This is a genomic window from Halomonas korlensis (assembly GCF_900116705.1).
GTDB lineage: Bacteria > Pseudomonadota > Gammaproteobacteria > Pseudomonadales > Halomonadaceae > Halomonas > Halomonas korlensis.
The window spans coordinates 86106-106448 of the sequence record NZ_FPBP01000005.1 but is presented as its reverse complement, the minus strand read 5'-3'; the positions used below and the strand labels follow the sequence as shown (position 1 = coordinate 106448).

The following is a 20343-nucleotide window of genomic DNA, read 5'->3' as shown; positions in this document are numbered from 1 at the left end:
GATATGACCGAGCCTCGACGTATCCGGGTACTCGACCCGCGATTGACCAACCAGATCGCCGCCGGCGAAGTGGTGGAACGTCCCGCCTCGGTGGTCAAGGAGCTGGTGGAGAATGCCATCGATGCCGGCAGCCGGCGTATCGAACTGGAACTCGAAGCCGGCGGTTCGCGCCTGATTCGCGTGCGCGACGACGGCAGCGGCATCGACGAGGAAGACCTGCCGCTGGCGCTGTCGCGCCATGCGACCAGCAAGATTCATTCCCTCGAGGAGCTCGAGGGCGTGGCAAGCCTAGGGTTTCGGGGCGAGGCGTTGGCCTCGATCGGCTCGGTATCGCGGCTCGAGCTGACGTCCAACATCGACGACGACCCCCGCAGCGGCTGGCGAGTGGTGACTGAAGGGCGTTTGATGGAGCCCCGCGTCAGCCCAGCCCCGCATCCGCGCGGCACCTCGGTGACGGTGCGCGATCTGTTCTTCAATACCCCGGCGCGGCGCAAGTTCCTGCGTACCGAGAAGACCGAGTTCGGCCATATCGAGGAAGCCTTTCGTCGCCAGGCGCTGTCGCGTTTCGACATCGGCTGGGTGCTGCGTCACAACCAGAAGACGCTGCATCAGCTCAAGCCCGGCGACGACACGGTGGCCCGCGAGCGTCGCCTGCAGGCGCTGCTTGGCAAGGCGTTTCTCGAGAATGCCTTGCATCTTGATCTTGAGGTCGGCGGCCTACGCCTCTGGGGCTGGGTCGGCTTGCCGACTCATTCACGAGCCCAGGCGGACCAGCAGTATTTCTATGTCAACGGGCGCGTGGTGCGCGACCGCCTGGTTGCCCATGCGGTACGCCAGGCTTACCGCGACGTGCTGTTTCACGGCCGCCACCCGGTCTTCGTGCTCTATCTGGATGTTGACCCCACGCTGGTAGACGTCAACGTTCACCCCACCAAGCACGAGGTGCGCTTCCGCGACAGCCGCATGGTGCACGACTTCCTGTTCTCCAGCCTGCACCGGGCGCTGGGGGAGGCGCGGGCCGGGGATCATATCGCGCCAGCGGTCGAGGGAGCCGGTTCCGCGCCTTCGTCGTCAGGTGCTGGGTCGTCAGGTGCCGGGGTTTCAGGAGCCGAGGCGCCAGAAACAGGTGCAGGAATAGGAGAAAGCGCCGGACGCTGGGAACAGCAACCTATGTCGCTGCCCGGTCGCGAGGCCGAGCGTCAGCCGGCGGTCACGCCCAACCGCGTCAGGGCGTTCATGGAAGGGTATAGAGCGCTGCATCCCCAGCACGAGGAGAGCCTGTTGACCCCGCAGCCAACCGCACCCGATGCGGATAGCTCGGCGGCGGCGCCGGCGACACAGCAGGCCCTGCGGGACTCGGGTCGTACCTTGCCCGCGGCGGACGACACCCGGGCACCGCCGCTGGGTTACGCGCTGGCGCAGCTCAAGGGCATCTATATCCTCGCCGAGAGCGAGCGAGGGTTGATTCTGGTGGACATGCACGCCGCTCACGAGCGTATCGTCTATGAGCGAATGAAAACGCAGATCCAGACGGGCGCGCTGCAGGCGCAGCCGCTGCTGATGCCTGTCTCACTGGCCGCGAGCCCGGCCGAGATAGCTACCGCCGAAAGTGAACACGACGCCTTCGCCCGGTTTGGCGTCGAGCTCGACGTAGCCGGCCCCGAGACCTTGCTGGTGCGGCAGTTACCGATGATGCTCATCGAGGCGGATGTTGAACCGCTGATCCGTGACATGCTGGCGGAGCTGGAACGTTACGGGCGCTCCGACCGTCTCGAGGCGCACATCAATACCTTGCTCTCCACGATGGCTTGTCATGGCAGCGTGCGCGCCAACCGTCGCCTGACCCTCGAGGAAATGAATGCCTTGCTGCGCGACATGGAGCGTACCGAGCGCAGCGGGCAATGCAATCATGGCCGGCCTACCTGGACCGAGATGGGGCTTCGCGAACTCGATCGTCTGTTCATGCGGGGGCAATGATGTCGACAAGCCAGGCAGCGGCGACCCGGGACGATCGCCCCCTCGCGATCATGCTTGTGGGGCCCACCGCCGCCGGCAAGACCGACCTGGCCATTGCGCTGCACGAACGGCTGGGGCATGAGCTGATCAGTGTCGACTCGGCCATGGTTTACCGAGGCCTGGATATCGGTAGCGCCAAGCCCTCAGCCCAAGAGCTGGCCCGCGCGCCGCATCGTTTGATCGACATCCGCGACCCCGCCGCCCCTTATTCGGCCGGTGATTTCCGCGAGGACGCCATGGGCGAGATGCGGCAAATCAGCGCAGCCGGTGGGGTGCCGCTGCTGGTGGGCGGCACCATGATGTATCTCAAGCGATTGCTCGAGGGGGAAGCCAATCTGCCTTCAGCCGACCCGGAGGTACGGGCTGAGCTGGAGCGGCGGCGCGAGCGCCTGGGGCTGGCCGGACTGCATGCCGAGCTTACGCGCCTCGACCCGTCATCGGCGGCGCGGATTCATCCCAACGACCCGCAGCGGCTGATGCGGGCGCTGGAAGTGCATCGGCTGAGCGGGAGGCGTCTCAGTGAACTGTGGGATGAGCAGAGTGTCAAAATCTTTCCCTGGCGTACACTGTCGATAGGCTTGGCCCCTTTCGACAGAAAAGTGCTGCACGCGAGAATAGCTCAGCGCTTTGCATTGATGCTCGAGGCGGGGCTGATCGAAGAAGTCACCGCGCTGAAAGCGCGTCCCGAGTTGCATTCCGAGCTGCCGGCGATGAAGAGTGTCGGCTACCGCCAGGTCTGGGAATACCTCGATGGCACGATCGACATGCTGGAGCTGGAGCGTCGCGGGGTGATTGCGACGCGTCAGCTGGCCAAGCGGCAGCTGACCTGGATGCGCAGTTGGAACGACCTGCGCTGGGTCGACAGTTTGGAACCCGATCCTCTCGCGAAAGTGCTGAAACTGGTGCGAGAATTCAGTAGTTAGCGTAACATGAAACCTTCGAGTGGCCGGACGACCAGGCCCCTTCGGGTAACACAGAGCGCCGCGTCAGGCGCCGCAGCAAACATAATTTTAACCCCAGAGACAATTTCAGGGAGAGTAACATGTCCAAAGGGCAGTCCCTTCAAGACCCGTACCTGAACATTTTGCGCAAGGAGCGCATTCCGGTATCGATTTTCCTGGTCAACGGCATCAAGCTGCAGGGACAGATCGAATCATTCGACCAGTTTGTCATCCTTCTGCGTAATACCGTCAGTCAGATGGTCTACAAGCACGCTATTTCCACCGTGGTGCCGTCTCGCAACGTGCGTTTGCCGGTCCAGGATCCTGCGGCACCGCAGGACACCGATGTGTGAGGTACTGATTGTTTTTTGAGCGTCCCGATGCCGGTGAAATGGCCGTTCTCGTTCATGTGGATTTCCATGACGAGCAGGAGCGCGAGGATCCTGGCGAATTCCTCGAACTGGTGCGTTCCGCGGGTGCCGAGCCGGCAATACTGGTTACCGGCAGCCGTCAACGCCCTGATTCACGGACCTTCGTAGGCTCAGGCAAGATAGAAGAGCTGCGCGAGGCGTTGTCGGTGCATCATGCCGACCTGGTGATCTTCAACCATGCACTGAGCCCCTCCCAGGAACGCAACGTCGAGCGCGCACTCAAGTGTCGCGTGCTCGACCGCACTGGCCTGATTCTCGATATCTTCGCCCAGCGCGCCCGCACCCATGAGGGCAAGCTGCAGGTGGAGCTTGCCCAGCTCGAATATATGTCGACCCGTCTGGTGCGTGGCTGGACCCACCTGGAGCGCCAGAAGGGCGGTATTGGCCTGCGCGGACCCGGCGAGACCCAGCTTGAGACGGACCGTCGTCTGCTGCGTGGCCGCATCAAGTCGATCCACAAGCGGCTCGACAAGGTGCGTAGCCAGCGTGACCAGAATCGACGCGCGCGCTCACGGGCAGAAATCCCCAGTGTTTCGCTTGTCGGCTATACGAATGCCGGCAAGTCAACGCTGTTCAACGCCCTGACGGCATCGGAGGTCTATACGGCCGACCAGCTCTTCGCTACGCTCGATCCGACACTGCGTCGCCTGGACATCGAGGACGTGGGGCCGGTCGTGCTTGCCGATACCGTCGGCTTCATCCGTCATCTGCCGCACAAGTTGGTTGAGGCCTTCCGCGCCACCCTGCAGGAGGCTGCCGAGGCGAGCTTGCTGGTGCATGTGATAGATACTGCCGACCCCGACCGCGAGCTCAACGTTTCACAGGTCGAAGTCGTGCTCGACGAGATCGGTGCGCTGGACGTGCCGACCCTCAAGGTGATGAACAAGATCGATCTGCTCGACAGTGCGCCGCGCATCGAACGCGACGGCGAGGGGCGCCCCGAGGTAGTGTGGCTGTCGGCACGTGACAACAAGGGGCTCGAGCTGCTGGCGCAGGCACTCTCGGAATGTCTGGCCGATGACGTCATCGACTTCGAACTCAGCCTGGCGCCCGAGCAGGGTCGTCTGCGGGCGGGACTGCACGAGCTTGATGCGGTACGCGAGGAGCGCTTCGACGAGGCGGGGCATACCATCCTCGAGGTGCGGCTGCCGCGCCGCGATTTCATGCAGCTGATGGCACGCCTCGGCGAGAAGGCCGATGACTACCTTCCGAAGACCCTGCAGGCGCCGTCCATATGGGAAACGTGAGTCAGTTATCCGCCAGGATGGTCGTGGATCCGAGGCATGGCAAGGCTGCACGGCAATGAATGGATCACAAGGCGCCGTCTCCAGGCGCTGACAGGATCGCAACCGATATCCGTCGCGGAAACCTTTCCGCCGCGGGACGCAACGCATAGTGGAGAGAGGACGTATGGCCTGGAATGAGCCTGGTGGTGGCAACCAGCACGACCCCTGGAGCGGTGGTGGTGGCGGTCGACGCGGTGGTAGTGGCAACGGTGGCGGCGGTGACAAGAACCGTGGCGGCAACCAAGGGCCTCCTGACCTCGACGAAGCCCTGAAGAAGTTTCAGGACAAGCTCAACGGTATGCTGGGTCGTGGCGGCAAGGGCGATAGGCCCGGCGGCTCCGGTGGCAAGAGCGGCGGCGGCAAGCCGCGCAACGTCTTTACTCTGCCGGGGCTATTGATCGTGGTGGCGCTGGCGATCTGGGCGGCGTCCGGTTTCTATCTGGTCGACCAGTCCGAGCGTGGCGTGGTGCTGCGTTTCGGCGAGTTCCAGGAGGTGGTGACCCCGGGCCTGCAGTGGAATCCGCCGCTGATCGATGATGTCCGCATGGTCAACGTGACGCGTGTGCGTTCCTTGACCCAGACCCAATCGATGCTGACCCAGGACGAGAACATCGTCTCGGTGGAAATCTCGGCGCAGTACCAGGTCGCCGATCCGCGGGATTATGTGCTCAATGTGCGCGACCCCGAACTCAGCCTCGAGAACGCCCTGGATTCGGCCCTGCGTCACGTCGTCGGCGGCACCGACATGATCGACATCCTGACCTCGGGGCGTGAAATTCTCGGCAGCTCGGTCAACAGCCGCTTGCAGTCCTACCTCGACAGTTACGGTACCGGCATTCTTCTGCAGACCTTGAACGTCGAGTCCACCTCGCCGCCGACGGCCGTGCAGGATGCCTTCGACGATGTCATCCGTGCCCGCGAGGATCGCCAGCGCACCATCAACGAGGGCATGGCCTACGCCAACGCCATCATCCCGCAGGCACAGGGCCAGGCCCAGCGCCTGGTCGAGCAGGGCCAGGGCTACCGTGAATCCGTGGTGGCCGAGGCGCAGGGCCAGGCCAACCGTTTCACCGCCCTGTTGACCCAGTACGGGAACTCGCCGGATCTGATGCGCGAGCGTCTCTATCTCGACGCGATGGCCGAAGTGCTCGGCAATACCGAGAAGGTAATGGTCGACGTGGCCGGGGATAGTCCGCTGATGTACCTGCCGCTGGACCGGCGCCTTGGCGGCGCTAGCGGCGGACAGGATAGCGATGCCCGACTCGGTGAGGAGGGCGAGCTCGATCCACGCGTGCTCGAGCGCCTGGGCAACACCCAGTCGTCGAGCAGTAGCGCAAGCAACAGCAACAGCAGTGGAATCCGCAGGGAGGGCCGCTAAATGATCAATAATCGTTCCCTGCTTATCGTCGGCGGCCTCGCCGCTGTCGCCTGGTTGGCAAGCAACACCCTGTATGTGGTCGACGAGACCGAACGCGCGGTCAAGCTGCGCTTCGGTGAGGTGATCGAGGAGAACATCCAGCCGGGCCTGCATGCGAAGGTTCCGATCACGCAGACCATCCGCAAGTTCGATACGCGCGTGTTGACCCTGGATACCGAGCCCAGCCGCTATCTGACGCTCGAGCAGAAGGCCGTGATCGTCGATTCCTATGTCCAGTGGCAGGTGGTCAACCCCACGCGCTACTACGAGGCGACGTCCGGCGACGAGCTGATGGCGATCCGGCTGATCCAGCCGCGGGTCGACGAGAGCTTGCGTAACGAGTTCGGTCGCCTTGATCTGCAGCAGATCATCGCCGAACGCCGCGACGACTTGATGACCGGACCTGCCGAGGATCTCGACGAACTGATGCGCGAGGAACTGGGCGTGTCGATCCTAGATATCCGCGTCAAGCGCATCGACCTGCCTGAGGACGTGTCTGCCGCGGTCTACGAACGGATGCGCTCCGAACGTGAACGACAGGCGCGGGAATGGCGTGCCCAGGGCCAGGAAGAGGCCGAGCGGATACGCGCCAACGCCGATCGCCGACGCCAGGTGCTGCTTGCCCAGGCCCAGGCGCGTTCCGAAACCCTGCGAGGTGAGGGCGACGCCGAGGCGGCAGGGATCTTCTCCGAGGCATATGGCGAGGATCAGGAGTTCTTCAGCTTCTGGCGCAGTCTGAATGCGTATCGCGAGAGCTTCGAGGGCGACGGCAACATGCTGGTGCTCGATCCGTCGAGCGAATTCTTCCAGTACCTCAAGAGCCCCACTCCCACCGAGGAGTGAGGCGCCGGCGGGTGGCACGCCGCCCGCCGCATGGGGTTCATCCCGCTCTCAAACGTGGTAAGATCCTGAAACCGGGCGTGGCCCGGTTTTTTTGTGGCCGTCGTCCTCGATCCGGTCACGTCTGGGCAATTCATCGTCTTGCAGGATTATTCTCATGACCATCGCTGACCGCTGGCTGCTGCCCGACGGCATGGATGAAGTGCTGCCGCCCCAGGCGAGCCGCATGGAAGAGCTTCGCCGAGCGCTGCTGGACCTCTACCAACGCTGGGGCTATGACCAGGTGATGCCGCCGCCGGTCGAGTTTCTCGACTCGCTGCTGACCGGCACCGGCACCGATCTCGATCTGCAGACCTTCAAGCTCACCGACCAGCCGACCGGCCGCATGATGGGGGTCAGCGCCGATGTCACGCCCCAAGTCGCGCGCATGGACTCGCATTCCATGAAGCGCCAAGGGCCGGTGCGGCTGTGCTACTGCACCAACGTGCTACGGGCCAAGGCCGACCAGCACCAGGGCGGGCGCAGCCCGGTCCAGGTGGGCGTGGAACTGTTCGGTCACGCCGGGCTGGAGGCCGATCTGGAGGTACTCCAGTTGGCGTTGGCCAGCCTGAAGGCGGCCGGTGCCGACGAGGTCCACCTGGCGCTGGGCCATATCGGCATCTACCGCAGCCTCGTGCAGGCCGCCGGGCTCGACATCGAGCAGGAACGGGCGCTTTTCGCGGCGCTGGAACTCAAGTCGCCGGGAGAGCTCGCGGCTCGTGTCAAGGAGAGTGTCGACGATGCGTCCTTGGCCGATATGTTCATGGCCCTGGGCCGCCTGCATGGCGGGCCGGAAGTGCTTGATGAGGCGCGCGAGGCCTTCGTCGAGGCGCCCGCGCCGGTCGGCGCGGCGCTCGACCAGCTGCGCGCCCTGCAGCGTGGCGTGCTGGCCGAGCATCCGGAGGTGGCGCTTTACGTTGACCTGGCCGAGCTGCGTGGCTATCAGTATCACACGGGAATGATGTTTGCCGCCTATGCGCCCGGCTACGGTCAGGCCCTGGCAAAGGGTGGGCGTTATGATGATACCGGTCGCGCCTTCGGCCGGGCCCGGCCGGCCACCGGGTTTTCCATGGATTTGAAGTTGCTCGCCACGCTGGTGTCGGTGGCGTCTGCCCACGACGGCATCTGGGCACCTGCCGAGGGGAGCGGGCTGAGAGAGGCGGTGTCCGTCCTGCGTGAGCGTGGCGAGCGGGTCGTGCAGGCGCTTCCCGGCCAGCGCACCGGACCCGAGGCGCACCGCTGCGATCGTATTCTGGAAAAGCGCGACGGACGCTGGGTCGTGATGTCCCTGGCGGCATCATCATCGGATCGGGCCTGAGGGTCGGCGGTCACGGAACATGGCCCTGGGCCCGGACGGGCGCGGGGTCGCAACGAGAGACGAGAGCTAATGGGTAAGAACGTAGTCGTACTGGGCACCCAGTGGGGTGATGAAGGCAAGGGCAAGGTCGTCGACCTGCTGACCGAATCCGCCTCGGCGGTGGTGCGCTTCCAGGGTGGCCACAATGCCGGCCACACCTTGGTCATCGACGGCGAGAAGACCGTCCTGCACCTGATCCCCTCGGGGATCCTGCGCGACGACAAGATCTGCGTGATCGGCAACGGGGTCGTCCTGTCACCCGAGGCGTTGATCAAGGAGATCCGCGAGCTCGAGGCCAAGAGCGTGCCGGTGCGCGAGCGCTTGCGCCTGTCGCCTGCCTGTCCGTTGATCCTGCCCTATCACGTGCACCTCGATCAGGCGCGTGAGAAGGCTCGCGGGATCGCCAAGATCGGCACCACCGGGCGCGGCATCGGCCCAGCCTACGAGGACAAGGTGGCGAGACGTGGCCTGCGCCTCGGCGACCTGCTGCATCGCGAACGCTTCGCCTCCAAGCTCGGCGAGGTGCTGGATTACCATAACTTCGTGCTGACCAATTATCACAAGGAAGCCCCGGTCGACTTCAAGGAAGTGCTCGACGGCGCGATGGCGATGGCTGAAGAGCTCCTGCCGATGGTCTGCGACACCGTGGGGCTGGTCCATGAGCTGCGCCGCGCCGGAGAGAATATTCTCTTCGAAGGCGCCCAGGGCTCGCTGCTCGACATCGACCACGGCACCTACCCCTTCGTGACCAGCTCCAACACCACGGCCGGCGGAACGGCCACTGGCTCCGGCGTCGGGCCGCTGTATCTCGACTACGTGCTGGGCATCACCAAGGCCTATACCACGCGGGTCGGCTCCGGGCCTTTCCCCACCGAGCTTTTCGATGCGCATGGTCGACACCTGGCCGAGCGTGGCCACGAGTTCGGTGCCACGACCGGGCGTCCGCGTCGCTGCGGCTGGTTCGATGCGGTGGCACTGCGTCATGCCGTGCAGATCAACTCGGTGTCCGGGATCTGCCTGACCAAGCTCGACGTGCTCGATGGGCTGGAAACCATCCGCGTCTGCGTGGGCTATCGCAGCAAGGATGGCGACGTGCTCGACACCCCGGTGGATTCCGAGGGCTACGCGGCTATCGAGCCGCTCTACGAAGACCTGCCCGGCTGGAGCGAATCGACCCTGGGCGCGCGGCGCATCGAGGACTTGCCGGCCAATGCCCGCTCCTATATCAGCTTTCTCGAGGAGCGGGTGGGCACGCCGATTCATATCATCTCGACCGGGCCGGACCGCAACGAGACGATCGTGCTGCGCAACCCCTTCGACGACTGAACCGTTCGCGTCGATGGCAGGCATCGCAAAGGCGCCCGAGAGGGCGCCTTTCACTTTTTGTGGTTCGGTGCGAGCGTGGTTCGGCGCATCGAGCGTTCAGTAATCGATGCCGCGCCTGGCCTGAAGGCCGTTGTTGAAGGCGTGGCGGACCTCCTGCATCTCGGTCACGGTATCGGCCATGGCGGTGAGCTCGCGATGCGCATTGCGGCCGGTGACGATCACCGTCTGTTCAGGCGGGCGGTTCTCCAGCGCCTGCTTGACCGTCGCGATGTCCAAGTAGCCGAACTTGAGCATGTAGGTGATCTCGTCGAGCACCACCAGATAGACCTCGGGGTCGGCCAGCATGCGTTCGGCCTCGACCCAAACCTCGCGGCAGGCACGGGTGTCAGCCTCGCGGTTCTGGGTATCCCAGGTGAAGCCGGTGGCCATGATGGCTACGTCGAGGTTGGGGTCTTCCGCCAGGCGGTCGCGCTCGCCGCACTCCCAAAGCCCCTTGATGAACTGCACCACGCCCACCCGGTAACCGTAGCCGAGCGCCCGCGTCACGGTTCCCCAGGCGGCGGTGGTCTTGCCCTTGCCGTTGCCGGTGAATACCAGCAGCAGGCCGCGTTGCTCGTCGGCACTGGCGACTTTCTCGTCGACCCGGGCCTTGAGTTTCTGCATGGACTGTTGGTGGCGGGATTCTCGATCGCTCATCACGGCTCCTCGACAGGGGAAGGGGATCGCGAAGCGTACGTCATTTTCCCTCGCTCGTCAGCCGCTGCGGGCGCCTGGCGAGCGTTACGCACCCGTGCTTCCATACGCGCCAGGAACACACCCATGATGCGCTCATAGAGGGCGCAGCCAAGGATCGCATCCTCGATACCGGCATCCACGTTGGGGTTGTCGTTGACCTCGATCACCACGACCCGCTCGCCCGCCTGCTTGATATCCACGCCGTAAAGCCCGTTGCCGATCAGCCGTGTCGCCTTGAGCGCCGCCTTGATCACCCCCTTGGGTACCTCGGCGGGGTCATGGGTCGTGAAGCCGCCGCTTTTCACCCGAGCGCCGGAATGATCGTAGATCTGCCAGTGCCCGCGGGCCATGTAGTAGCGACTGGCAAACAGTACCTGGCCGTCGAGCACGCCGATGCGCCAGTCGTACTCGGTGGGCAGCCATTCCTGCAGCAGCAGCAGGGCGGAGTCCTGAAACAGGCGGCGGGCCTCGGATTCAAGCTGCGCCAGCGATTCGATCTTGACGATACCGCGCGAGAAGGCGCCGTCGGGAATCTTCAGCACCAGCGGGAAGCTTAGCCCGGCGACCCGCTCGGCCAGCGGGCGCCGGTCGCGCCGCTTGAGCAGCACACCTTCCGGCGCCGGCACGCCGCGGGCGCGCAGCAACGCATGCAGGTAAACCTTGTTGGTGCAACGCAGGATGTCCTGTGGCGCGTCGATCACGACCAGTCCCTCGTGCTCGGCCTGGCGCGCCATACGATAGGTGTGGTGATCGAGCGCGGTAGTCTCGCGGATGAAAAGTGCGTCGAATTCTGCCAGGCGCCCCGCGTCGCGCTTGGTGATCAGCGACACATCGATCCCCTGTTTGCGTCCGGCGCGTATGAAGGCCTTGAGCGCGCTGCGGTTGCTGGGCGGGAGGGCCTCCTGGGGTTCGACCAGGATCGCCAGGTCGAAGCGGTAACGACGCCGCGCCGTGGGGGTTCGCCATACCTTGCGCGAGTGGCGGTTGAGCGCGACGGCGAAGCGGTCCTGCTCGTCAGCGTTCAGGTCACGCAACCGCAGGGGTTTGAGGCTGGCCAGCCGCCAGAGGTCGTGCCGACGCTCGAGGCGGGCCTCGAGCAGCGGGCAGGGGAGTCGCTCGAACAGCTTGCGGGCGAGCTTGGCCAATTCCGGCAACAGGCATTCGCCGAACAGCAGCCGCAACGAGAGGCGACCACCGGAAAGCGAGCCACGTCGGGCCAGCTCGCTGAGCAGTGGCGCAATATCATCGAGTTGCAGGTCGATAAGGGCCTTGCGCGACAGGGCGTTGAGTGTCTCGACCGTGGGTATCGCTCGCTGCCCACGTGCTTGTGCCAGCAGCGAGACATAGTACCCGGTCCCCAGGTAGTCGAGCTCGCCGCACAGGTTGATCACGTGCGTGGATCGTTCCTGGTTGTGGACATCGCCATGGCGACGGTCCAGGGAGAGAAAATCGTCGGCGGTGATCAGGTCTTCCGAGGGATAATAGGGCTGCCAATCTTCCAGACGGTCAACAACAATGCGTAAAGGGCACATGAGGGGTTTCCTGGAATGAGCCGGAGCACGAGACGGGGCGAGCTGTGGGCAAGTCCGTTAGCATGACCGTGAGATTCTTCATCAACAAGCAGAATTCGTAGTGAAAATATTTCATGTAAAGACGGCTGACAGTGACTCACGCGATGGCCACAATCACAGCCACTGATCAGGAGATAAGTCATGACCGCCAGCCTGCGCCAGGCCACTTCCCGCGACCTGGACGCCATTTGTCGCCTGGAGCAACTCGCCTTCAGCGGTGATCGTTTCAGCCGGCGCCAACTCTGGCACCTGCTGAATCGGGCCAATGCCGAGACGCGCGTGGCAGTCGATGAAACCGGCCGCCTGCTCGGCTACGCGACGGTGCTGCTGCGTCAGAACAGTCGGCGCGCTCGACTCTACTCCTTCTGCGTTCACCCCGAGGCTCGGGGAAGCGGCCTCGGGAAGCGTCTGCTGGTGACCATGGAGGCCGTAGCGCGCGAGCGAGGCAGTGATGTGCTGGGCCTGGAAGTGCGAGCCGACAACCGCGTGGCGCTGGGGTTATACCGGCGCATGGGCTTTCGTCTGCAGGCCTGGCTCGAGGCCTATTATGAGGATGGCTGCGCCGGCTGGCAGATGGCAAAGCCCCTCGCGCCGGTGGTCGAGGCCGCGTCCTGATCCCTGGGCTGATAAGCGGCTTGTCGTTCACGCCGCTGTGTCATGGCTTTTCACAGCGTACTATCCATCAAAGCCTCGCAGCTCACTATTTCTCAATACTCCGTTGTCATTCAGGAAAGCGCCATGCCCTCTTTCGATATCGTCTCCGAGTTCGACCGTCACGAAGCCAGCAATGCCGTTGACCAGGCCAACCGTGAGATACAGACGCGCTTCGACTTCAAGGGCGTCACCGCGAGCTTCGAGCTCAGTGGTGAGACAGTTGCGCTGGAGGCCGAGGTCGACTTCCAACTCAAGCAGATGCTCGATGTGCTGCGCAACAAACTGATCGGCCGGGGCATCGATGCGCGCTGCATGGATATTCAGGAGCCGGTGCTCTCCGGCGTGCGGGCCCGGCAGGAGGTGAAGCTCAAGCAGGGCCTCGACGCCAAGGAGGCCAAGGACGTGGTCAAGCGCATCAAGGACAGCAAACTCAAGGTGCAGGCGCAGATTCAGGGCGAGAAGGTCCGGGTGACCGGCAAGAAGCGTGATGACCTCCAGGCGGTGATGGCGCTGCTGCGGGGAGAGGGCGGCCCAGACCTGCCGTTGCAGTTCGACAACTTTCGCGACTGAGCCCTGGTGACTGGGACCACGCCAAGAGTTACGCCATCGCTGGCCTGATGGGATCGAAGCGCTTTGATTGGCCTTGCCGAGCATGATGCGCTTCAATAAGGGACGAGGACGAAGGAGGAATTCGCCGATGTCGTCGTTGCGGCGCGTCATTTACATTGCCGTTGCCTGGGTCGGCTTTTCGCTCGGCGTCATTGGCGTGTTCGTGCCCTTGATGCCGACGACATGCTTCATGCTGCTGGCCGTCTGGGCGGCGTCTCGTGGGTCGCCGCGTTTCGCTGAGTGGATTCGCGAACATCCGCGCTTCGGCCCAGCCGTCATCGCCTGGGAGGATGAAGGGGCCATCCCGCGTCATGCCAAGTGGCTGGCCGTCTTCATGCTCGGTGTGTCGATGCTGGTACTTGTCTTTACCGTTGGCATCCTGTGGCTCAAGCTCACCCTGATCGTGGGGCTCTCGTCGATTGGCGTGTGGATCGTTACGCGGCCCGAGCCTGCCGTGACCTCCTGATGTTGTGCCGCAGGGACGTTTCTCGTTCCGCCGCGAGCGATGTTTAGGGAAGCGATATTTTGGGATAAGCGGCAGCGGCGCCGTACAATGTTCGGTAATTCCAGACAGGAGCCTTACTGAATGTCCGAACCGCAGCCGACCTACCTGAGCGACTACCGGCCTCCCGCCTATCGCGTGACGCACACCGAGCTGACGTTCGACCTCGACCCATCCGCGACGCGCGTCAAGGCACGCCTGCACCTGGAGCGTCATCCCGAGCATGAGCCCGGCGCGGCGCTTGAGCTCGACGGGGAACAGCTGACGCTCAAGGCCATTGCCATCGACGGGCAGCCACTGGACGAGGACGAATATGCGCTGACGGACACGGGGCTGAGGGTACACCGCGTTCCTCAGCGCTTCCTGCTCGACACCGAAGTGAACATCGCGCCAGAGGCCAACACCGCCCTCGAAGGGCTCTATCTCTCTAATGGCATGTACTGCACCCAGTGCGAGGCCGAAGGGTTTCGGCGCATTACCTATTACCCGGACCGCCCGGACGTGATGGCGACTTTCTCCACCACGGTGATCGGCGATGCCGTCCAGTTGCCCATCCTGCTGTCCAACGGCAACCCGGTGGAACGGGGCGAGCTGCCCGGTGGCCGCCATTTCGTCACTTGGGACGACCCGCACCCCAAGCCCAGTTATCTGTTCGCGTTGGTGGCCGGCGACCTGAAAAAGGTCGAGGACGGTTTTACCACCATGAGTGGGCGCGATGTGACGCTGCAGATCTGGGTCGAAGAGGAGAATCTCGACAAGACCGATCATGCCATGGCGTCCTTGAAGCGTGCCATGCAGTGGGACGAGGAGACCTATGCTCGCGAGTACGACCTCGACCTGTTCATGATCGTTGCGGTCAACGACTTCAACATGGGCGCCATGGAGAACAAGGGGCTCAACATCTTCAACTCGGCGGCGGTGCTGACCCATCCCCATACCGCGACCGATGCGGCTTTCCAGCAAGTCGAGGGAATCGTCGCCCACGAATACTTTCACAACTGGTCGGGTAATCGGGTGACCTGCCGCGACTGGTTCCAGCTATCGCTCAAGGAAGGTTTCACGGTCTTTCGCGACCAGTGCTTCAGTGCCGATACCAACTCGGCCCCGGTCAAGCGGATTCAGGACGTTTCCTTCTTCCGCACCGCCCAGTTCGCCGAGGACGCCGGCCCCACGGCGCACCCGATTCGTCCGGACCACTACATCGAGATCACCAACTTCTACACCCTGACCATCTATGAAAAGGGGGCTCAGGTGGTCCGCATGCTGAGCAATCTGCTGGGTTGGGAGGCGTTCCGGCGCGGCAGCGATCTCTATTTCGAGCGCTACGATGGCCAGGCGGTGACGATCGAGGATTTCGTCGGCTGCATGGCGGAAGTGTCGGGACTGGATTTGTCCCAATTCATGCGCTGGTATTCCCAGGCCGGTACGCCGGAAATCGACACACAAGGCGAGTATGACTATGCCAAATGCGAGTATCGCCTGGTGCTGCGACAGCGCACGCCGGCGACCCCTGGCCAGCCCGACAAGCTACCGCTGCACATCCCGCTGCGTCTTGGCCTGGTGGGCACCAAGTCCGGACGTGATCTGCCGTTGACTCTGGACGGTGAGTCGCTGGGCAGCGATACAGTGATCCATCTGCGTGAGGAGGAGCAGGAATTCGTCTTTACCGATGTCTCGGAGGCACCGGTGCCGTCGCTACTGCGCGGCTTCTCCGCCCCGGTGAAGCTACGCTTCCCTTACGGCCGAGAAGATCTGGCTTTCCTGCTGCAGCACGACTCGGATGATTTCAACCGCTGGGATGCCGGCCAGCGGCTGGCCATGCTGGCGTTGGAAGACCTCATCGCCGCGCATCGCAACGGGGTCGAGAAGGTCATGGATACGCGGGTAGTGGAGGCTTTCCGCGGCCTGCTGGCGACTGAGACCGACGACAAGGCGGTGCTCGCCGAGATGCTGACCCTGCCCACCGAGGCCTATATCGCCGAGCAGCAGGCGCTGGTGGATGTCGACGCCATCCATGCCGCCCGCGAATTCGTCAAGCAGTCCCTGGCCGCTGCCCTTCGCGACGACTTCCTGCGCCTCTTTGAGGAAAACCGCTCCGATGCGGCCTACGCCCCCGAGCCTGAGCAGATCGCCCAGCGCAGCCTTAAAAACGTGGCGCTCGCCTACCTGATGGCCATCGAAGATGATCAAGGAATAGAACTGGCGCGCACCCAGTTCGCCGCCGACCACAACATGACCGATGTACGCCATGCCCTGACCCTGCTGGTGCACAGCTCGCGCACCGATATCGCCGAGCCGGCACTCAAGGCCTTCGGTGAGGCATGGGCCCACGACCCGCTGGTCATGGATCAGTGGTTCAGCATCCAGGTGACCCGTCCCCAGCCGGACGCCCTGGAGCGGGTCAAGTTCCTGATGGATCATCCCGCCTTCTCGCTCAAGAACCCCAACAAGGTACGCGCCCTGATCGGTGCCTTTGCGCAGAACCGCGTCAATTTCCATCGTCTCGATGGCGCCGGCTACCGGCTGCTGGCTGACGTGGTGATCACGCTCAACCAGCTCAATCCGGAGATTGCCGCCAGAATCATCACGCCGCTGACTCGCTGGCAGCGCTTTGAGGAGCCGCGCCAGGAACTCATGAAAGCCGAGCTCGAACGCATTCGTGCCGAGGAGCTCTCGCCCAATGTCTACGAGGTCGTCGAGAAGGCCCTGGCGTAAGCCAGCGAGGTCAGGGCTACCGGCAGCAGGACCCGTCAACGACAACGCCGCCCCGGGGCGGCGTTGTCGTCTGGCGTCGGTGTCTGCGAAAGTCGCGACGCGTTAGTTGATCAGCCAACTAAGCACGACCACGGCTAACAACCACCAGATCAGGGCGGCAATCAAGCCTCCGCGGGTAATGGCGCGCAGGCCTTTCCAAAGCAGCCACAGCCCGATGATCAAAACCCCCAGGCTGATCAGAGAAGGGGCGATACCCAGCGACTCGGAGAGCCCGCTCAAGAACCCGCGGGTCGAGTCGCCCAGACTGGCAAAGAGATTGGTCAGCAGGTCGACCAGAAAGCGGATGATGTCGCCCAGGGTACTGCCGAGCCAGGAAAAGAAGTCTGCCATCAATTAATATCCCGCATCACTCGATCAGGTCCATCACGGTTCCGACGATATCGTCCATGGTCACCAGGCCGACCAGGCGGTTGTCGTCGAGCACCAGCACGCGCTTCACTACGCTGGTGGTCATCAGGCTAGCCACGTGCTTCACATCAAGCGACTCGCCGACGCCGATCGCCGGTTTGGCGCAGACATCGTAGACGTTGATCAGGTCGATGTCGCCATTCTCGGCGACGATCGTCTTGAGAATATTGGTATAAGTGATCAGCCCCCAGGCGTCGTGGGGGGTCTGTTGTTCGACGACCAGACACTTGAGGCGGTGACGCTTCATGAGCCCGAGGGCATCGCGTAGGGTGGCAAATGGCGATACCGTCACCGGGTCGCGCATCATGATGTCTTTGACCAGCATGCTGTCTCTCCGTCGATTGGGTTCAGCGCTCATGTCTGAGTTGCTCCTCAAAGCGCATGACCTGAGACATGTCGATGCCGCCCAAGTGTTCCACGGGCAGCGTCATGACCAGGCCGCGAGAGTCGTCACCGGCAGGGTTGAGCACGTGGCGTATGGCCTTTAGCACCTTGAGTGACAGGCTTTTTTCCAGGGTTATCAGCACCACGCTCTGGCTGCCTTCGAAGGTCAGGCCGAAGAAGGTCTTCTTGCGTTCGCCGCCGATGCCACGCCCTGACATCAGCGTCATGCCCACGGCCCCCGCGTCAGTGGCGGCATCGATGCACGCCTGCTCGAGCTCCTCCGGTGCAATGGCGACCAGCAAAGAAAATTTCATGTCGTCTTGCCTCTCATTTTCATCAGGCTTTCCATCAGAATGGCATAGCTCATTACAGTCACAATAGGAAAGATCGAGGCGAAGGCGATCAGTCCAAAACCGTCGACCAGCACGTTGCGTCCGTCGATCTGACTGGCCAGGCCAATGCCTAACGCTGTCACCAATGGCACCGTGACCTCGGAAGTGGTGACGCCCCCCAGGTCGAAGGCCAGGGCCACGATGTAGCGGGGCGCCAGTGCCGTCAGCACGATCACCAGCGTGTAACCCCCGATGATGTAATGGTGGATGGAGTCGCCGGTGATGATGCGATGCACGCCGATGGTGATGCCGATGGCGACACCCAGCGCGACCAGCAGTCGAATCACATTGCCTTGTATCTTTCCAGCGGCGGCCTCCTCGGCCTGCTGGCCCACGGCGATCAACGCCGGCTCGGCCATGGTGGTGGCAAAGCCGATCGAAAAGGCAAACAGATACACCCAGAGCCAATTATCGAAGGCGATCAATTGTGTCGCCATGCTCTGCCCGATGGGAAACAGGCCCAGCTTCAGCCCTACCACGAAGGCATAGAGTCCGATAATCACAAGAGCGAAGCCGACGGTTACACGGAGGGGGTTGGTCAACGGATGCCGGAGAACCGCGTACTGGAAAAACAGGATCACCAGGATGATCGGCAGCACATCGCGCAACATGCCCAGCAGGTCGAGGACAGCCTTCAACAGCCCAGAAGGCGCTTGCGTATCGGTGGCCTGGGCGGTGAGCCATGTCACGCCACCTGTTACGTTGCCCGGGTCGCTGTACACCAGGATGCCGTAGAGCTGCACACTGATCATCGGTACCATGACCGCCAGGGCGACCAGTCCGAAACCATCGATCAGTGGGTTGCGGCCCCGGATCGAAGACGCCAGGCCAATGCCCAGGGCGGCGATCAGCGGAACGGTTACGATGTTGGTGGTCACGCCGCCGGAGTCGTAGGCCAGCCCGACAATTTCCTCGGGAGCGAAGAAGGTGACGGTGACGACAGCCATATAGCCGATGATCATGTACCAGTGCAGCGGATGGCCGAGAATTACTCGAAACACCCCGAGCGCCATGACCAGCCCGACCGAGGAGGCGACGATCAACCTCAGGGTCAATGCCTCAATGCGCCCCTCGCTGATCTGTGAGGCTTGCTCGGCCACGGCGATCAGGGCCGGCTCTGCAACGACAGCCGAAAAGCCGATGGCGAAGCCGAACAGCATCAGGATCGGCATCGAGCCACGACGTGCGAATTGGTTGGCCAGTCGTTTGCCGACCGGGAAGATGCTCAGTTCCAGTCCCCGCAGGAACAGCGCGACGCCCACGGCAACGATCAGCAGCCCCGCTATCATGCCCATTCCACCCTCGGGCCACTCTTGCAGCAGCAGCGCCTGAAAGGCCACGACCACCAGAATGATGGGCAGCAGGTTGCGCAGGGCATGGGCGAGGGCGTGGGCGAAGTCCCTGAGCTGTTCCGCCAAGACCACCTCCATGGTCTGCATGGGTTATTTGGCCGGATCGACCATGGGGCTAACAATCTATCATCATTTCCCGCTGTTCTCCCCAATGACCGGTCAGCGTTGTTAATAAGATATTGTTGATAAGCTGACAGGGCATCAGGCCACTACGCTGAGCGCTCATGAAGATCGGCAAGGCAGACGAGTGGGGGAAGACGTAAAGTATATGGCATGCCTTCCTGCCATCAGCGGGAGCGTAAATGGGCGCCAAGACCAGGAAATCTTCAGGGAGTTGATATGATTTCGCTCATTCTGAACGGAATGAAGGCTCAGTTGCCGGCGGTACGGGATGCGGTTAACGCGCGTCGCAAGTCAGGTGATGTTTTCGAGGTGCTCGTGACCTGGGAGCCAGGCGATGCGGCGCGTATGGCTGAGCAGGCAGGTCAGGCGGGGGTGAAACGGCTGATTGCCGGGGGCGGCGACGGCACGGTCAACGAGGTTGTTAAAGGCCTCATGCGCTTGCCGCGGGAGCGACGCCCCGAGCTGGGTATCCTGCCTCTGGGCAGCGCCAACGACCTGGCGACCTCAGTGGGGCTGCCATTGGATGCCGAGCCGGCTCTTGAGGCGGCCCTACGGCTGGAGGCGTTTCCTGTCGATGTGCCGCGGCTTGGTGATCACCATTATCTGAACATGGCCAGCGGTGGTTTCGGCCCTGAAATCACCTCGTCCACGCCCAAGACACTCAAGCGCCTCCTCGGCGGAGGGGCCTATTCGTTGATCGGTGCGCTGCGTGCCTGGCAATACAAGCTCTATCCGGGGCAGCTGGAGTGGGAGGGAGGCAAGCGCAGCGCCTCCCTGTTCCTGCTTGCCATCGGCAATGGAGTACAGGCCGGGGGAGGGCAGCCGCTGACGCCGGAAGCCAAGCTCGATGATGGGTTGCTTGACGTACTGGTTATTCGGGACTTCACGGGCCTGTCGCAAATGCGGAAGGTCATTGCCGAGCTCCAGTCCCGTCCTAAGCAGGGCGAGTTTGTCGATGCCTTTCGCACCCCCTGGCTGACGTTCGAAGGCGATGTCGAGCTGCCCATCACTCTGGACGGTGAGCCCTGCCAGCGCCGGGGCTTTCGCGTCGAACTAGACCCCGGGGCTCTCTCGCTGGCGGTTCCCCTTGACTGCGCGCTGCTTTCCTGCGAGCGACCAGGTGTGACCGCTCAGCTGGCAAGCCGACAACAGTCGCGGCATCATGGCGTCTGATATGTCCAAACA

General features: G+C 63.2%; 19 protein-coding genes. 13 read left to right on the top strand and 6 right to left on the bottom strand.

Annotated features, from left to right (window positions below):
* Window positions 1-3 precede the first annotated feature (3 nt).
* From mutL to BM341_RS08700, 8 genes are all read left to right on the top strand, one after another.
* Window positions 4-1977 carry a DNA mismatch repair endonuclease MutL gene (mutL, locus tag BM341_RS08735; protein ID WP_089794988.1) on the top strand — a complete coding sequence of 658 codons (1974 nt, stop codon included), beginning with the start codon at window positions 4-6 and terminating at the stop codon, window positions 1975-1977.
* The gene (miaA, locus tag BM341_RS08730) at window positions 1977-2939 is read left to right on the top strand and encodes a tRNA (adenosine(37)-N6)-dimethylallyltransferase MiaA (protein ID WP_089795226.1); all 963 of its coding nucleotides are present in this window, start codon (window positions 1977-1979) and stop codon (window positions 2937-2939) included. Before mutL ends, miaA begins: the two co-directional genes overlap by 1 nt.
* 119 nt (window positions 2940-3058) lie before the next feature.
* Entirely contained in the window at window positions 3059-3310 is a 252-nt protein-coding gene (gene hfq / locus BM341_RS08725; protein ID WP_089794986.1) for an RNA chaperone Hfq, read from the top strand.
* Window positions 3311-3318: 8 nt separating this feature from the next.
* The gene (gene hflX, locus BM341_RS08720) at window positions 3319-4635 is read left to right on the top strand and encodes a ribosome rescue GTPase HflX (RefSeq protein ID WP_089794984.1); all 1317 of its coding nucleotides are present in this window, start codon (window positions 3319-3321) and stop codon (window positions 4633-4635) included.
* 163 nt (window positions 4636-4798) lie between these two features.
* Window positions 4799-6052: an FtsH protease activity modulator HflK gene (gene hflK, locus BM341_RS08715; RefSeq protein WP_089794982.1), complete on the top strand. Its 1254-nt coding sequence runs from the start codon at window positions 4799-4801 to the stop codon at window positions 6050-6052.
* Window positions 6053-6934, top strand: coding sequence for a protease modulator HflC (gene hflC / locus BM341_RS08710; protein WP_089794980.1), 882 nt, complete (start codon window positions 6053-6055; stop codon window positions 6932-6934).
* Window positions 6935-7088: 154 nt separating this feature from the next.
* The gene (locus tag BM341_RS08705; protein ID WP_089794978.1) at window positions 7089-8288 is read left to right on the top strand and encodes an ATP phosphoribosyltransferase regulatory subunit; all 1200 of its coding nucleotides are present in this window, start codon (window positions 7089-7091) and stop codon (window positions 8286-8288) included.
* A 69-nt stretch (window positions 8289-8357) separates the two neighbouring features.
* Window positions 8358-9653, top strand: coding sequence for an adenylosuccinate synthase (locus BM341_RS08700; protein WP_089794976.1), 1296 nt, complete (start codon window positions 8358-8360; stop codon window positions 9651-9653).
* 96 nt (window positions 9654-9749) lie between these two features.
* Here BM341_RS08700 and cobO read toward each other — a convergent pair whose 3' ends face one another.
* Both cobO and BM341_RS08690 read right to left on the bottom strand, forming a co-directional pair.
* A complete protein-coding gene (cobO, locus tag BM341_RS08695) occupies window positions 9750-10349 on the bottom strand; it encodes a cob(I)yrinic acid a,c-diamide adenosyltransferase (protein ID WP_089794974.1) in 600 nt (199 codons plus the stop codon).
* Complete coding sequence (locus BM341_RS08690; RefSeq protein ID WP_089794971.1) at window positions 10349-11920, bottom strand: RimK family protein; 1572 nt, start codon at window positions 11918-11920, stop codon at window positions 10349-10351. Before BM341_RS08690 ends, cobO begins: the two co-directional genes overlap by 1 nt.
* A 180-nt stretch (window positions 11921-12100) precedes the next feature.
* Between BM341_RS08690 and BM341_RS08685 the strand changes: the two genes are divergently transcribed.
* The 4 genes from BM341_RS08685 (at window position 12101) to pepN (ending at window position 16439) form a co-directional block, all read left to right on the top strand.
* Window positions 12101-12574: a GNAT family N-acetyltransferase gene (locus BM341_RS08685; RefSeq protein ID WP_089794969.1), complete on the top strand. Its 474-nt coding sequence runs from the start codon at window positions 12101-12103 to the stop codon at window positions 12572-12574.
* Between the two features lie 123 nt (window positions 12575-12697).
* Window positions 12698-13183, top strand: a complete 486-nt coding sequence (locus tag BM341_RS08680; RefSeq protein WP_089794967.1) for a YajQ family cyclic di-GMP-binding protein — start codon at window positions 12698-12700, stop codon at window positions 13181-13183.
* 127 nt (window positions 13184-13310) lie between these two features.
* A complete protein-coding gene (locus BM341_RS08675) occupies window positions 13311-13688 on the top strand; it encodes a YbaN family protein (RefSeq protein WP_089794965.1) in 378 nt (125 codons plus the stop codon).
* A 120-nt stretch (window positions 13689-13808) separates the two neighbouring features.
* Entirely contained in the window at window positions 13809-16439 is a 2631-nt protein-coding gene (pepN, locus tag BM341_RS08670; protein ID WP_089794963.1) for an aminopeptidase N, read from the top strand.
* A 102-nt stretch (window positions 16440-16541) separates the two neighbouring features.
* Here pepN and BM341_RS08665 read toward each other — a convergent pair whose 3' ends face one another.
* From BM341_RS08665 to BM341_RS19745, 4 genes are read right to left on the bottom strand one after another with little or no spacing between them, the layout of a single operon-like run.
* Window positions 16542-16829 carry a hypothetical protein gene (locus tag BM341_RS08665; protein WP_089794962.1) on the bottom strand — a complete coding sequence of 96 codons (288 nt, stop codon included), beginning with the start codon at window positions 16827-16829 and terminating at the stop codon, window positions 16542-16544.
* Window positions 16830-16845: 16 nt separating this feature from the next.
* Window positions 16846-17232, bottom strand: a complete 387-nt coding sequence (locus BM341_RS08660; RefSeq protein ID WP_089794960.1) for a CBS domain-containing protein — start codon at window positions 17230-17232, stop codon at window positions 16846-16848.
* Window positions 17233-17254: 22 nt separating this feature from the next.
* A complete protein-coding gene (locus BM341_RS08655) occupies window positions 17255-17605 on the bottom strand; it encodes a P-II family nitrogen regulator (protein ID WP_089794958.1) in 351 nt (116 codons plus the stop codon).
* Window positions 17602-19122 (bottom strand): DUF1538 domain-containing protein, encoded by a 1521-nt coding sequence (locus BM341_RS19745; RefSeq protein WP_342713879.1) that lies wholly within the window; start codon window positions 19120-19122, stop codon window positions 17602-17604. Before BM341_RS19745 ends, BM341_RS08655 begins: the two co-directional genes overlap by 4 nt.
* A 252-nt stretch (window positions 19123-19374) precedes the next feature.
* On the opposite strand from BM341_RS19745, the gene yegS reads away from it, so the two are divergent.
* On the top strand, window positions 19375-20331 hold the full coding sequence (gene yegS, locus BM341_RS08645; RefSeq protein ID WP_089794956.1) for a lipid kinase YegS: 957 nt from the start codon (window positions 19375-19377) through the stop codon (window positions 20329-20331).
* Window positions 20332-20343 lie beyond the last annotated feature (12 nt).